This window comes from Luteolibacter rhizosphaerae (assembly GCF_025950095.1).
Lineage (GTDB): Bacteria > Verrucomicrobiota > Verrucomicrobiia > Verrucomicrobiales > Akkermansiaceae > Haloferula > Haloferula rhizosphaerae.
Genome location: NZ_JAPDDR010000003.1, coordinates 215,089 through 228,774, shown reverse-complemented (window position 1 = coordinate 228,774; position 13,686 = coordinate 215,089). Strand labels below are relative to the sequence as shown.

At 62.0% G+C, this 13,686-nt stretch carries 12 protein-coding genes; 6 read left to right on the top strand and 6 right to left on the bottom strand.

What is annotated here, in order from left to right; translation table 11 throughout:
- Positions 1 to 8 precede the first annotated feature (8 nt).
- Both OJ996_RS06750 and OJ996_RS06745 read left to right on the top strand, forming a co-directional pair.
- A complete protein-coding gene (locus OJ996_RS06750; RefSeq protein ID WP_264512541.1) occupies positions 9 to 1,070 on the top strand; it encodes a permease in 1,062 nt (353 codons plus the stop codon).
- Complete coding sequence (locus OJ996_RS06745; protein WP_264512539.1) at positions 1,067 to 1,882, top strand: TIGR03943 family putative permease subunit; 816 nt, start codon at positions 1,067 to 1,069, stop codon at positions 1,880 to 1,882. Before OJ996_RS06750 ends, OJ996_RS06745 begins: the two co-directional genes overlap by 4 nt.
- Positions 1,883 to 1,888: 6 nt before the next feature.
- On the opposite strand, the gene OJ996_RS06740 is transcribed toward OJ996_RS06745, so the two are convergent.
- From OJ996_RS06740 to OJ996_RS06725, 4 genes are all read right to left on the bottom strand, one after another.
- A complete protein-coding gene (locus OJ996_RS06740) occupies positions 1,889 to 2,350 on the bottom strand; it encodes a pyridoxamine 5'-phosphate oxidase family protein (RefSeq protein ID WP_264513052.1) in 462 nt (153 codons plus the stop codon).
- Positions 2,351 to 2,488: 138 nt separating this feature from the next.
- Entirely contained in the window at positions 2,489 to 4,816 is a 2,328-nt protein-coding gene (locus tag OJ996_RS06735; protein ID WP_264512537.1) for a M56 family metallopeptidase, read from the bottom strand.
- Positions 4,813 to 5,229, bottom strand: coding sequence for a BlaI/MecI/CopY family transcriptional regulator (locus OJ996_RS06730; RefSeq protein WP_264512535.1), 417 nt, complete (start codon positions 5,227 to 5,229; stop codon positions 4,813 to 4,815). Before OJ996_RS06730 ends, OJ996_RS06735 begins: the two co-directional genes overlap by 4 nt.
- A 71-nt stretch (positions 5,230 to 5,300) precedes the next feature.
- Positions 5,301 to 6,182 (bottom strand): LysR family transcriptional regulator, encoded by an 882-nt coding sequence (locus tag OJ996_RS06725; protein WP_264512533.1) that lies wholly within the window; start codon positions 6,180 to 6,182, stop codon positions 5,301 to 5,303.
- A 104-nt stretch (positions 6,183 to 6,286) separates the two neighbouring features.
- Between OJ996_RS06725 and OJ996_RS06720 the strand changes: the two genes are divergently transcribed.
- Positions 6,287 to 7,765 (top strand): catalase, encoded by a 1,479-nt coding sequence (locus tag OJ996_RS06720; RefSeq protein ID WP_264512531.1) that lies wholly within the window; start codon positions 6,287 to 6,289, stop codon positions 7,763 to 7,765.
- 73 nt (positions 7,766 to 7,838) lie between these two features.
- Complete coding sequence (locus tag OJ996_RS06715; protein ID WP_264512529.1) at positions 7,839 to 8,357, top strand: ankyrin repeat domain-containing protein; 519 nt, start codon at positions 7,839 to 7,841, stop codon at positions 8,355 to 8,357.
- 65 nt (positions 8,358 to 8,422) lie between these two features.
- On the opposite strand, the gene OJ996_RS06710 is transcribed toward OJ996_RS06715, so the two are convergent.
- Together OJ996_RS06710 and OJ996_RS06705 are read right to left on the bottom strand one after the other, a co-directional pair.
- On the bottom strand, positions 8,423 to 10,399 hold the full coding sequence (locus OJ996_RS06710; protein WP_264512526.1) for a hypothetical protein: 1,977 nt from the start codon (positions 10,397 to 10,399) through the stop codon (positions 8,423 to 8,425).
- Positions 10,400 to 10,571: 172 nt separating this feature from the next.
- A complete protein-coding gene (locus tag OJ996_RS06705; protein ID WP_264512524.1) occupies positions 10,572 to 11,972 on the bottom strand; it encodes a C25 family cysteine peptidase in 1,401 nt (466 codons plus the stop codon).
- Positions 11,973 to 12,282: 310 nt separating this feature from the next.
- Between OJ996_RS06705 and OJ996_RS06700 the strand changes: the two genes are divergently transcribed.
- Complete coding sequence (locus tag OJ996_RS06700) at positions 12,283 to 12,864, top strand: RNA polymerase sigma factor (protein ID WP_264512522.1); 582 nt, start codon at positions 12,283 to 12,285, stop codon at positions 12,862 to 12,864.
- A complete protein-coding gene (locus OJ996_RS06695; protein WP_264512520.1) occupies positions 12,861 to 13,577 on the top strand; it encodes an anti-sigma factor in 717 nt (238 codons plus the stop codon). The genes OJ996_RS06700 and OJ996_RS06695 overlap by 4 nt, the downstream gene beginning before the upstream one ends.
- The last annotated feature ends 109 nt before the right edge of the window (positions 13,578 to 13,686 follow it).

The following is a 13,686-nucleotide window of genomic DNA, read 5'->3' as shown; positions in this document are numbered from 1 at the left end:
CTGCCGGAGTGTCGCCCGACCAAAAGCAGGACTTCGCCTTCGCCTTCCTGAGCATCCTCTTCGAGGGGGCACCCTTCATCCTGCTCGGCACGCTCATCAGCGGCTTCATCGACATCTACCTGCCCGCGGGTACGATGGACAAGCTGCTGCCGCGTCGGAAGTTCCCCGCGATCCTCGTTGCGGGGCTGCTGGGCGCGATCCTGCCGGTCTGCGAGTGCGCCGTGGTTCCCGTGATTCGCCGTCTGGTGAAGAAGGGCCTGCCGGTCTCCTGCGCGCTCACCTACATGCTGGCTGCTCCGATCGTGAATCCGATCACGGCCCTGAGCACTTGGAAGGCCTTCAAGGGTCCGGAGATTCCCTTCGGTGAGATGAGCTACTCCGCCAGCCTTGTGATGACGGTGTCCCGTCTCGGACTTGGTTTCCTGGTCGCCGTCGCTGTGGGCCTGATCGTCTCACGGATTCCGATGGTCCAGATCCTCCGCCAGCGCCTGGTGGATAGCTTGGAGAAGGACAAGCTGGCGGACGCCGTGAAGGAGGAGCACCACCATCATGACCATGATCACAAGCACGGTCACGGCTGCTGTGGTCACGACCATGCGCATGATCATGGGCACGATCATCATCACCACGATCATGGCCATGGTGAGAATCGCTTGGTTGCCGCCTTTCGCTCCGCCATGCGGGACTTCGTGGATGTCGGTGTCTACTTCTCGATCGGTGTCGCCATCACGGCTCTCTTCAATACCGGCATTGCTCCGGGTGCCCAGTGGCTCGGCACCCTTGCCACGAATAACTACGCCGCGCCTGCTGCACTCATGGTGCTGGCCTTCGTGCTCAGCCTCTGCAGCACCTCGGATGCCTTCATCGCAGCCACCCTCGACAAGTTCACTTATGGCGCGAAGCTCGCCTTCATGGTCTTCGGTCCTATGTTGGACGTGAAATTGATCTTCCTTTACCAGACGGTCTTGAAGCGTCGCTTCATCCTCTGGCTTTCCATCGGCCTCTTCCTTGGCATCGGCGCTGCAGCGATCGCCTGGCAGGCCATCATCTTCTCCCTCGCGAACCCGTGAACGCCAAACTCCAGCGCGTGCTCTCCTCGATCGCCCTGATCATCTGGGGCGGGGTGCTGCTGTACTTCTACGGCACCGGCCGGATCACGAAGTACCTCGCGCCGGACTTCCACTCCTTCGTCCTCGCGGGCGGTCTCGGATTGGTGGTGGTGGGTCTCTTCAACCTGCTCACCTCCACCCAAGAGGCGAGCTGCGGTCACGACCACGGGCCGGATGATTCGCACGATCACGAGAGCCTGGATGTCCACCCGGTCGTCGCTCTCCTCATCCTCATCATCCCGCTCGCCTTCAGCGTGGCCTATACGAAGGACGGGTTCTCGCTTCAGGCCCTCAGCCAGAAGGGCCTCTATGATACTCCCTCGGCCACCCGCTCGCCGATGTTGGAGTCGATCATGCCGAAGCTCACCAAGGAGCTGATCGAGCAGCAGCATGCGAAGAACGAGGCAGGCTTCCACAAGTTCAGCCTCATGGAACTGTTCTTCACCACCGGTGATCCCGAGATGCGGGATCTGGTGGAAGGCATGATGGTCGAAACCGAAGGCCGCATGGTGAAAGACCCGGAAGGCGGTCCGAATCAGCGCCGGCTCTATCGTCTTTTCATCACCTGCTGCGCGGCAGATAGCCAAGCGATCCCGATCATCGTACGCTTCAAGGACGAGGTTCCTGCCGTCGAGGAGAGCGCATGGATGGAGCTCTCCGGAACCATGCGCTTCCCGGATGAAGGCGAAGGCCCCGTGCCCGTTCTTGAAGTGATTCACGCCAAGGAAGGCACCGCGCCCCCGGAGGAGTCCTTCATGCGCGGTCGCTTCTGAGCTGGATCAGGGATTCAAATCACCTTCGATCCCGATATCCTGGGGATTTCCCGTAACTGCTCCCATCAAGATCTTGGCCATCGCCACGAGCTTGCCGTCCTTCACGTCCCAGTAGTGGACCTTCTCCGGACATACACAGATCAAGGTGAGGTTCGCGTCGTCCTTTCCATCGGGAAACCAAGTCTTCACCATGTTCGTCCATAGCTCGTCCACCTTGTGGATATCGCGGGTAATCTCGGCTTTTCCGTAAACCGCGAGGTATTCGTGGTTGCTGTTATTGCAGAAGACGAGTTGGACCCGCGGGTCTTCCCCGATATGTGCGTTGTGAGCGCTATCGGCCCCGCTGAAGAACCATAGACAACCGTCGCTATCCACATCTTGCACCTGCATGGGACAGAGGTGCGGAGGTAGATCTCCCAATACCGTTCCAAGCATGCAGGTGGGCGCTGCTTTAACCAGCTCGCGCATTTTGGTGACGGCCCTGTTGTCCTGTAGATCTTCAACGGCACTCATGGCGATCGTACGCTCGACCGCCTGCCGGGAGAGTCAAAAGAAATTCCGGCACGGGATGTCCCCCGAACTCGGAAGGGGGTCGGGCCCCCGCGATCAGAACTCCTCCCTGAGAAGCTTGTTCATGGCCTCTCCAAGCAGCGGTCCTGCATCTTGGACGCCGGAAGCACCTTGCCCCGGGGCGGACCAAAGACGCAGCGAAACGACGAAGCGGGGAGCGTCAAGCGGGGCATAGCCTGAGCAGAAGGCTACATGCACATGTCGCTGGACCTCGCTCATCGCTGTGGCGGCGGACGCCGCGAGGCCACCGGGGCACTTTGTTCTTCTGGTCACGAAGGAATCGATCATTCCGCGGCGGATCATGCCGAGTTCGCGTTCGTCGACTCCCGTGCTTGCCAAGCTGCGCGGTAATCCTGCCGGGCGGTTCTTCACGAAGACGGCGGGACGGATCTTTCCAGAGGCAATGGCGTCGGTCAGCCGGTGACAATCGACCAACGAGAGACGTGTCGACCCTTGGCCCAGCGCGGCCATCGCGAGATCGATCGGCTTGGAGAGAGCCAAGCCATCGCGGCCTCCGTGCCAGTCGCCGCAGGGGATCCAAGGTCCCGACCCTGCTCCGCCAAAGGCGAAGTCTTTGCCCATTGCGAGCAAGGGCTGGGGGCCCATCTGGATCGCCATGGGAATAAAGTAGGTGTTGCAACCCGATGAGAGCGCTGCCGGGAGATCAAGCATCTCATCGCGCTTTTTATTCCAATCGCTGAAGCGGTGCCCGCTCACCTGGATGGAGGAACCGCAGTGGAACAGCCGGTCCGCCGCGTCTGCCTTGGCGGCGCTGAGGCCGATGAAGAACTTGAAGAGCGAAGCGGGAGGCTCCGGTCTTGAGATGTGGTTGGCCAAGGGATGCATTTCATCCTCATCAAGAGCCTGCTGCTGCTCCGGGGTGATCCCTTCAGCGAATAGGTTCGGATTGAAAGCGGGCCATGAAACGGCGGCGAGGATCTCGCCACTTGCGGCATCGCTGACCAGCATGGCCCCGCGCTTGCCGGATTGCTCCAAGATCTTCCATGCGAGGCGCTGGATCCGCAGGTCGATCGTGGTTTGCAAGGGTCGGCCGGCTTCCAGCTCGGGGCTGTCTTCGAGACCGCTCCGTTTGCCGACCCGAACTCCGTCTTTCCCGTCCGGGGTGACTATGCCGGTAAGATGGGCGGTGATCTCGCGCTCGGGATACCAACGGACGGGGGTGTTTTCGCGCCGGTTTTCCGGCATCCGGGTCGGGTCCGAGGTGGCGATCAGGCGACCGTGGCGATCGATGATCGGCGGCCGGAAACCGTAGTCCGCGATGGCGGCTTCCTCGCCGAATGCCTGGGACGGGCGGATGAAGGCCATGAAGGTAACCAGCATGGCGACAACACCGGTGAGGACGGCGGCGGCGCGCTCGATGAACATTCGTCCCGGGTGGAGAGCTTCATGGCGCGAGAGGATGAGACGGATGCGCCCACCGACTTGGGACGAGCGTGCCATCGCAACACCGGGAGCCATACGCGTGCCGGCTGCGATGGCGAGCAGGTGAAAGGCGTAATCGGGTGCGGCAACTCCGTGAGCGAGCACCGCTTCATCCGCAGCACGCTCCTGCGCGACCACGAGGCGCGACTGTGCCCACCATGCGACCGGATGAAACCAGAGCGCGGCGCGGACGACGCGGCCGAGCTCACGCCAGATCACGTCCTTACGGCGAATGTGATGCCCCTCGTGGAGGAAGATCGAGCGGAGACGGGACGTGGACCAGGTGTTAGCTTCAGGCGGTAACAGCAGCACCGGGCGGATGAGTCCGGCGAGACCGGGACCGCTCACATCGGGCGAGATCCGGAGCGGCACGCGAGCGGCGTGAGGACCGGCGAGTGCCAGCCATTGGCGGGAGAGCTCCGGTGAAGATGGCTGACGCCGCAACTTGACTGCGGCGAGCCACGAGAAGAGGACCGGAGCAAGGCTGAGCGCTGCACCCGTGAGCCAGAGCAGAAGCAGGGATCGATCTGGTGAAAGAAGGGGTCGGGGCGCGATGGCAGGGGCAGGTGAGATCGCTTCCGGTATCCGGTCTGAGATGGTGGGGCTTGAAAGCTCGGGTGAGGACTGCGGTCGCGGGGAGACCTCATCAGGGCGAGCGGGTGATGCGAAGCTTGCGGCGACCATCGCAGCAGCTGGCTCTTCCCGTGGTTCCGGAATGGGTAGGACCCGCCATGCCAAGGGTAGGAGTCCGGAGAGGAAGACCGCCGGCAGCGAAAGGATGACAATGGCACGGAGCGACGAAGCGAGGTCGCGCTGACGAACGAGCGGAATGAAGGCGGCAGCGATCAGTGCGACTGCCGCGATCTTCAGGCCGCCGAGAAGTGCCCATGAACCGGCGAGGTTCTCAAGCAATAGCTTCATGGCTTGGGGTCCTCCTTGGTCCGGCGCTTGGCCGCGCGGATCAACTGCTCAAGTTCCGCGATCTCTGCGGCATCGGGAGGGCTTCCGTCGCCGGTGAAGCGTGCTTGCAGTGCTTGCTTGAGGGAGCCGTCGAAGAAGACGCGGAGCACCTGTTGCAGGGCGCTCCGGCCGGCAATGGCGGGATCGGTGGCGGGCTTGTAGAAGTACTCGCGCCCGTCCTTGCGGCGGGTTACGCGGCCTTTGCCCTCGAGGATGGTGAGCATGGTGCGGACCCCGTTGGGGCTCAGCTCGGCCGGCATCTTCGCGGTGACGGCGCTGACGCTTGCCTCACCCATGGCGAAGAGGATCTCCATGATCTCCGTCTCGCGCCGGGAGAGTCCGGAGAGGGGTTGTGGGATTTTCTTCCGCGGCATTCCGGGAAAAGAAACGGAGCCGGTCCCTGCGGCAAGATAAAAACTAAGTTTTTAGTTATTGGGAAATCTCTTCAAGCAGAGAGCTGCTTGAGGAGTTCGGCCGCCGCCGGGCTATCCTTGTTATCCCGCCGCTTCATCAGCGCGATCACGCGATACATGCCTTTCCCCGAGAAGGGCCGCACCACGATGCCGTCCATCGCGCGGTTGCGCGTTGCCAGCTTCGGCACCACCGTGACGCCCAGGCCCGAGGCTACCATCGAGAGCGCGGTGCCCAGTTGATCGCACTGCAGTCCAGGATCGGGCTCGCGGATCTTGCACAGCCGCAGCGTGCGATCGGAGAGGCAGTGTCCGCCCTTCAGGTGGATCAACTCCGCGGCGTTCAGGTCGGCGGGTGTGGGTGCTGCCTTCCTCAATGCCAGCGGATGTTTCGAGGGCGCGGCCAGAAGCAGCGGTTCGCGGAATAGTTCCTTCACCTTCAGCGACCACTTTTGCCGGTCGTGCTCCGGCACATCGCTCAGGATCGCGAACTCGATGCTGCCCTCTACCAACTGCGAAATCAGGTCTTCCGTGCGCGATTCGGAGATCGCGATCGCGATCCCCGGGTGCCGCTCGCGGAAGGGCCCGAGCCACTGCGGTAAAAGGTAGGGCGCGATGGTCGGGATGATCCCGAAAGCCACCCGCCCATGCCGGAGCTCACGGCGGTCCGCGAAGGCATCGCGCAGCTTGTCGCGCTCCGCCAGCAGGCGCGCGGCATGCTCGAGCACCGTGCGTCCTGCCGCGGTCATGTCCACTCCGCGCGCGCGCCGGATCAGCAGCGGTTCGCCGATCTCATCCTCCAGCGCTTGGATTTGTTGGCTGATCGCGGGCTGGGAGAGATTGCAGCGCTTCGCCGCGGCTGTCAGCGACCCCGACTCCGCGACACTGGAAAGGATCTCAAGTTGGCGGAGTTCCATGAACGTAGGCCATAAGTAAATCCAATGGCTCCGTTTTCAACCTGCGATTTCACAAATGCCTGTGTTTACGTCACGCTCCGCCACGCAATCCCAATCCAGTTACCATGGCGAAACCCCAGATGACCACGACCGGCGGCAACCCGATCGCCGACAATCAGAACTCGATCTCCGCGGGACCGCGCGGACCTCTCCTCCTCCAAGATTACCAGCTTATCGAAAAGCTCGCCCACCAAAACCGCGAGCGCATTCCGGAACGCGTCGTGCACGCGAAGGGCTCCGGTGCCTTCGGCACGCTGACCATCACGCACGACGTCACGAAATACACCAAGGCTGGCATTTTCTCCGAGGTCGGCAAGAAGACCGATATGCTCCTGCGCTTTTCCACCGTGGCCGGTGAACGCGGAGCCGCCGATGCCGAGCGCGACGTGCGCGGCTGGGCGCTCAAGTTCTATACCGAGGAAGGCAACTGGGATCTCGTTGGCAACAACACCCCGGTTTTCTTCGTCCGCGATCCACTGAAGTTCCCGGACTTCATCCATACCCAGAAGCGTCACCCGCGCACGAATATGCGCAGCGCCATCGCCATGTGGGACTTCTGGTCGCTCTCGCCGGAGTCGCTCCATCAGGTGACCATCCTGATGTCGGACCGCGGTCTGCCGCTGAGCTACCGCCACACGAATGGCTACGGCTCGCACACCTACTCCTTCATCAACGCGAAGAACGAGCGCTTCTGGGTGAAGTTCCACTTCAAGACCCAGCAGGGCATCCGCACGATGACCAATGCCGAAGGAGAGGCGGTTATCGCCAAGGACCGCGAGTCTTCGCAACGCGATCTCTACGAGGAGATCGAGAAAGGTAATTTCCCGAAGTGGAAGATGCAGATCCAGATCATGAACGAGGAGGACGCCGAGAAGTGCCCCTTCAATCCTTTCGACCTCACGAAGGTCTGGCCGCATGCGGACTATCCGGTCATCGATGTCGGCATCCTCGAGCTGAACCGCAATCCCGAGAACTACTTCCAGGAGATCGAGCAGTCCGCCTTCTCGCCCTCGAACATCGTCCCCGGTATCAGCTTCTCGCCGGACAAGATGCTCCAGGCCCGCATCTTCTCCTACGCGGATGCCCACCGCTACCGCGTCGGCACTTGGTACGAGGCCCTGCCGGTGAACCGTCCGAAGAGCGCGGTGAATACCTACCACATGGACGGTTCGATGAACTTCATGGAGCCCAAGTCCAGCAACGCCTACTACGAGCCGAACACCATGGGCGGCCCCGCCCAGGACGACCGCTTCGCCGAGCCGCCGTTGAAAATCTCCGGTGATGCCGACCGCTGGAATCACCGCGACGGCAACGACGACTACACCCAGCCTGGCAACCTCTTCCGCCTGATGAGCGACTCGCAACAGCAGCAGCTCTTCAGCAACATCGCGGAAGCCATGCAAGGTGTGCCGCGGGAGATCGTCGACCGCCAGCTCGGCCACTTCCACAAGGCCGATCCCGCCTACGCCGCCGGCGTTGCCAAAGCCCTCAAGGTCGAATGGGAGGCCAGCGGCGCGTATCCGAATGAACCGGCTTTAGCTTGATCCGTCCGCGCAAACTTGAATGATGGCGGGCGGTGTGTCGGCACCGCCCACTTCCTTAACCCAATTTGATCCGATGACGCTCAACGCCCAAGAAGAGCAGCGCTATGCCGAGCTGCAAGCGATGGCGCTCGATGCCGCCCGCCACGGCGATGTCGATACCCTCGCGCCCATGCTGCAGGCCGGGATGCCGGTGAACCTGCGCGATGAGAAGGGGAACACCCTCCTCATGCTCGCCACCTACCACGGCAATGAGGAAGCCGCACGGGTGATCCTGCGCTACGATGCGGAGGTGGACGCCCGCAACGACCGCGGCCAGACCCCCTTGGCCGGTGTCGCCTTCAAGGGCCACATCGCGGTCGCCAAGCTGCTGCTCGATGCAGGTGCCGATCCCGTGGCGGATCAGGGCGGAGGCCGCACGCCGGTCATGTTCGCCGCCATGTTCGGCCATCTGGAGATGGTGAAGCTTCTTGAAAGCAAGGCCGTCGCGAAGGGCTGGCGGAAGTCCTCGCTCGGATGGCTCGCACGCATCATGGCCATCCCGCGGGCGATCTTCTTCCGCAAGCTGCTCCGTCCCTCGGTAGCGGGGAATTGAGGAAGGAGAATTTTCGCCCCGGACCTTTCGCTTCTCGCGAAGGGCCCGGGACGTCCGGGGGAAGATCAGCGGGGAGTCACTTTCCAGCGGGTGAAGACGCGGGATTTCTGGCGCGTATCCACCACGAAGCGGTGATGATTCCCGCTGCCCGTGTCCGGAACGGACGCCCAGCTGCCCGGTGCCATGTTCGGGCTCCACTCGACGCCGTAAATCATGTCCTCCTGCCCTTCCGGGTGGGTGAATTCGAGGATCATCTCCTCGCTGTTTGTAAGCGGCTTAGGGAGGTCGTCCGGGTCTCCTATGTTGGGATCGAGGCCGAAGGCATACTCGATCAGATTACTGATGCCATCGCCATCCGGGTCCTGATCATCCGCAGAGACCTCGGCGCTGGCTTCCGAACCGAAGGCCGCGGAACGCCAAGCATCGCGGGTTAAGGCGGTTCGAAAGCTGCCGGTGCTCACGCGTGTGCCACGTTCGTTCGTGGCACTCACGCGGTAGTGGTAGGTCGTGCCGGCAGCGAGGCCGGAGAGCAGCACTGGAAAGTCCTGGAAGCTGGAGAGCAAGCTGTCGCCAGTTACCGGCAGGTAGCGGACGCTGCCATAGACATCGCTCGTTCCATACTCCAGCTTGGCGCTGGTAGTCAGGCCGTTCGGATTCACCGCCAGATCCAGTCTCGCGCTGCTGGTGGTGAGTTCGCTGACCTGCGGTTTGGCGATCGAGGGAAGCCGGATGTCGTAACTGTAGAGTTCCTTGCCGGTGGTGGATTGATAGGCGGCGAACAAGAGCTTCCCGTTCACCGGCGTGGGATACAGACCGTCGCCTGCGGATCCGGTGGTGCCCATGGAGAAGTCTCCCACCATCCGGGTGCCTTGGGTGCTGCCATCGCTCTGCCAGAGCGGTCCATTGATCGCGGGCAGGAAGTAGAAATGCTCCCCACCGCTTCCGAAATAGATCATCCGCCCGCCCGGGGTTCCGGCTCTGAGCGGCTTGGTACCCGGCACGGTACCGTTGGACTTCCATACCTCGGAGCTCCCATTGGGAAGCTTGGGTGTGAAATAGATACGCCCGCCCGCCACGTGCACGTTGTGCCCATAAGGCTCCGCGAGCTCCAGGAGTGGGAAGCTCCCCTCGGCAGTACCATCGCTTCGCCACAGCGCCCACACCGAGTTAGCACCGGTCCGCGCCGAGAAATAGACGAGGTCACCTCCCCTGAAGAGTTCATAGGGCACCGCGCCTGTGGATCCCGGTGCGATGTCCTTCACCATCCAACTGGAGCCGATTCCATCGCTGGTCCAGAGCTCCTTTCCATGGATGCCGTCATCGTAGATGAAATAGAGGCGATTCCCGATTGCTCGTGGCATGCTGTCGATCCGGGTCAGGAAGCGGGTTCCTTGGGCATTTCCATCGGTACGCCATAGCTCCATCCGGGATGACCTCGAAACCCGGAAGTAGTAGGTCCCTCCGATTGCCACCCCGGGATAAACTCCCACCCTGCTGCCGGGTGAAATAGAAGTGACCTTCACTGTCCCTTCCGGCGTGCCGTTGGTTTTCCAGAGTTCGCCGACACCGTAGCGTTCCTCGTTGGCGGTGAAGTAGAGCGTGCTCCCTGAGACCCCGAGCGGCTTGGGATAGGAAGAAGCATCCTTGCCCTCGAGGATGTCCTTCAGCATCAATGTTCCCGCAGTCGTTCCATCGGTCCGCCAGAGCTCGTATCCGTGGCTGAGGTCATGCCCGGAGAAAAAGACGAAGTTCCCGGCCCGCATGAAGCGGTTGGGACCACCCCCGTGGGATCCGGTACAAAGGTCTTTCACCAGCATGGTGCCCTCGGGGGTCCCGTCGCTTTTCCATAGTTCCTTGCCGAGGCTCCGGTTGTTGGCTCCTAGGAAGAGGGTGTCGCCGCATACTTCAAAGTTTGTCTCGTAGTCGATCGAGCCGTACTCGCCTGGATAGATATCTTTGACCAATTCGGGGCCGGGAAGTCCCGCGAGGAGCGGGGAAGTTAGGGAAGAGAGCAGCAGCAGGCTCAGATGCTTGGGTTTCATCTTGCCCAAGTTCTGTATGACGACAACACAATGTCAATACTGTATTCTCTTTGTAATTACTAAAGAGATGCTAAGTGGGCTACGGAGTCTTGAGGTCGCGGGCAAAGACCTGCATCTCGTTCCTGAGCAGAAGACACAGCCGCAGGGTCCCCGCGTTCGGGATCGATTCGCTCTATTCTTGAGAAGAGTCGAGTTCCCGCAGCGTCCGGAAGTCCAGTGTTGCATTCGCTTCCCGGAATACCTGCATCGCCCCTGCCGCTTCCGGAGAGGGCTGGCCCAAGCGGAAGTTCGGGAGCGGCACACGTTGCTGGACCAGTAGCTTCGCCCCTGCCGGAAGACCTTCGGGTTTCTCCACCGTCCAGCGCCACCCTTCCTCCACTTTGAGAACTTGTGCCCGCAGCGGCCGTGGCAGGAAGAGCTGCGTCGCCGGATCTCCCAGCAGGTTATAGATCAGAAGATGATCTGCCTTCAGATCCCTCACCGGATTCCGCGTCCCGATCACGAAGGGCTCTAGCGCAGAGACCAGGAGTTCCTTCGTCAGCTCCCGGCGTGAATGCGCATGCCGGATGGATTCCACCCAGAGCTGTCCCAAGGTGTCGGCCGGCTCGTCCCTCAGGCAGGCCAGCAAACTCGTGGATCCATAGTAGTTCGTGATCGGGTGGGAATCCACGGAGGCGGCGATACAGGCCACCGGGCCGCCGGGGGCGAAAAGCATCTCCTCTCCCAGACAGGCTTTCTCCGGGTCGGCGAAGGCTCCGCAGCGACAGGCGAAGACCAGATGCGGTGGAGCTGGCGTCGCTCCCATCATGCTACGTGCATCCTCCGCGCGGTAGCGCAGCGGCCCGGACGGCAGGGTGGTGATCCACCACGAGTCATTGCGCCCGTGGCCGATCATCGCGCTTAGCAGTCCTCCTTGCCCGATCCGTTGATTGAAGGTCGCGGCGCTATCCCTCACCCAACCGCAAAAGGGGCTGCGCGGCTCGGAGTGCATCAGCCAGAAGCCCGCCCATGGCGGCGCCTCGTGGCGCAGCCGTTGCATGAAGAAAGGCAGCGATACCTGTGCCATCACATCCCCGATCCTCCCGAAGCCCGGATCGCCTGCCCATACCGGGATGCTTAGATCCTCCGGTGAAGGAGTGCGGGCCTCCCATGCCAGGATCTTGCGGATCACTGCCGCCAGCTCCTCTGGATTGTGGGCCGGGATACGTCCCACCGGCACATCCGGGACGCCATCGTGATCCAAGTCGCCGAACATGGAATCACTCGCGAACTCCTTCGGATGCTTCGCCAGCCAGCCGTGATAAGGCAGCCGTGCGGCCTCGATACCGGGAGAATCGTCATCAGCCAGAATCAGGATTGCCGCCGGCTTGGTAGGTAGCGCTGCGATTCCCTCCGCCAGCGGCATCGAGGAACGCTCCACTTTCCAGCCTTGCGCCGACCGCAATTCGCACAGCGGCGCGGTCTCATTCACCAGCGACTCCGGCCCGACGCACAGCCAGATTCCGCGCTCCCCACCCGAGGTGGAGAGAACTCCGGCGAAACAAACGAGCGCGAGCCGCTTCAACATGCTCATTTCTACCACGTGATCGTAGCCGGTGGCGGGTGGAAAATCAGCCTGCTACTTGAGAGCTTTTCTGAATCCGGGGGAGCGTATCGAGCGAACTAACTCGCAAAGTTGTCGGCTGAAATGTCAATTCATGGAGACCCAGCCATGCTCTCGGGATCGGGACGCCGCGTTTCTATTCCTCGCGCCGAGCCCCTGCTTGCTCGGGATACCTCCGGGGCTCCCGGGGCGTATCCGGCGCGGGCTTGCAAAGTTCCCCCCCTGTTTCAGGGAACTTCGGTTGCATGGGCCCAAGGATGATCTAGTTGGAATGGTGATAGTGTCGGACCCCTCCTCCAGCGATGGCTCGGAAGCCCTGCTCCCCCGGATAGCCGGAGGTGACGATGACGCCATGCGCCGCTGCATGGCGCTTCATGGGCCATTGGTGGGCGGGATCGTGCGGCGTCAGATCGAGGACCATGGAGCGGCGGAGGACCTGATTCAGGAGATTTTCACGGAAATCTGGAGGGTATCCTCCAAACATGAGCCGGGTCTTTCGAGCGAACGCGGCTACATCGCGATGATCGCTCGGCGGCGCACGGTCGATTGGATCCGGAAACGAACACGCTTGCCTGAACTCGCACCGTTACTGGGAGAAGCCGACATCCCGGCGGAGGCGGAAGCGCCGGGGAGGATGCTGGACGGGGAGATCCTGCGCCAAGCTCTGGAAACCTTGTCCGAGGAAACCCGGCGGCTCTTCCATCTGCACTTCGATCGTGGCATGTCCCACACTGAGATCGCCGCCGAGACCGGGCTGCCGCTCGGTAGTGTGAAAACAGGGCTACGCCGCGGTTTGATCGAAGCCCGGGCCTTGCTCAAGCGGAGATTACCCGCCATGACTTGGGAAGGAGGTGTGAGATGACGCGGGAAGAGAAAGAAGCGCGTTTTGAAGAGCTGGATTCCGGTCGCGCGCTGGGTGATCTCGACGCAGCGGAAACGGCGGAGTGGGAGGCGCTGTCAGCCTCGCTGGGCTGTGGCGCCGATCCACTGTTCGACCGCTTGGTCGGCGAGTTGTCGGCAAACTCGCCCGTGCTAGATCTATCGGAGGTCGTGGCCACGGGCCTGAAAGTAGAATCCAAGACGCGGCCGCGGAATCGTTTTGGCACATGGATGGGATGGGCGCTCGCGGCCTGCTTACTCGGTCTCCTGATCCTTCGACAGAATGAGAACCCGCCGAAGCGGCCGACGGCAGCGGAAAACCGAGAGGCCTTATTGCGGGAGGGAAAGCTGGTCCTGCGCCTCGATTTCAATGGTACCGAAGGAGCATTCGCGGACGTGCAGGGCGAGGTCGTTTGGAGCGATTCGCGCCAAGAGGGCTATCTGACGCTGTCACATCTCCCCTCCAACAATCCGCTGGAGAGCCAGTATCAACTCTGGATCGTGGATCCCTCGCGGGACGAACTGCCAGTGGACGGAGGAGTATTCGATATCCGATCATCGTCGGGCCCGACCATCATTTCCATCGATGCCAAGTTGCCGGTGCACGCGCCTGCCGCCTTCGTCGTCACACGGGAAAAGCCCGGCGGGGTGGTTCGCTCAAAGCAGGAAGTCGTGGCGGCAATCGCCAAGCGCTAAGCTGTCATTCGCGGGGGGACAGGGAAAATTCGTCGGATAGTTGAATCCGGTTGGTCACGTCCATCGAACCTCTTGGTTGAGCGCATCGCCCAGGCGTTCGCAATCCCAA

Coding starts and splice junctions, on each gene's coding strand:
- OJ996_RS06715 (WP_264512529.1), top strand. CDS start 7,839: ATGACGCTCAACGCCCAAGAAGAGCAGCGCTATGCCGAGCTGCAAGCG.
- OJ996_RS06720 (WP_264512531.1), top strand. CDS start 6,287: ATGGCGAAACCCCAGATGACCACGACCGGCGGCAACCCGATCGCCGAC.
- OJ996_RS06730 (WP_264512535.1), bottom strand. CDS start 5,229: ATGCCGCGGAAGAAAATCCCACAACCCCTCTCCGGACTCTCCCGGCGC.
- OJ996_RS06705 (WP_264512524.1), bottom strand. CDS start 11,972: ATGAGCATGTTGAAGCGGCTCGCGCTCGTTTGTTTCGCCGGAGTTCTC.
- OJ996_RS06725 (WP_264512533.1), bottom strand. CDS start 6,182: ATGGAACTCCGCCAACTTGAGATCCTTTCCAGTGTCGCGGAGTCGGGG.
- OJ996_RS06695 (WP_264512520.1), top strand. CDS start 12,861: ATGACGCGGGAAGAGAAAGAAGCGCGTTTTGAAGAGCTGGATTCCGGT.
- OJ996_RS06710 (WP_264512526.1), bottom strand. CDS start 10,399: ATGAAACCCAAGCATCTGAGCCTGCTGCTGCTCTCTTCCCTAACTTCC.
- OJ996_RS06735 (WP_264512537.1), bottom strand. CDS start 4,816: ATGAAGCTATTGCTTGAGAACCTCGCCGGTTCATGGGCACTTCTCGGC.
- OJ996_RS06740 (WP_264513052.1), bottom strand. CDS start 2,350: ATGCGCGAGCTGGTTAAAGCAGCGCCCACCTGCATGCTTGGAACGGTA.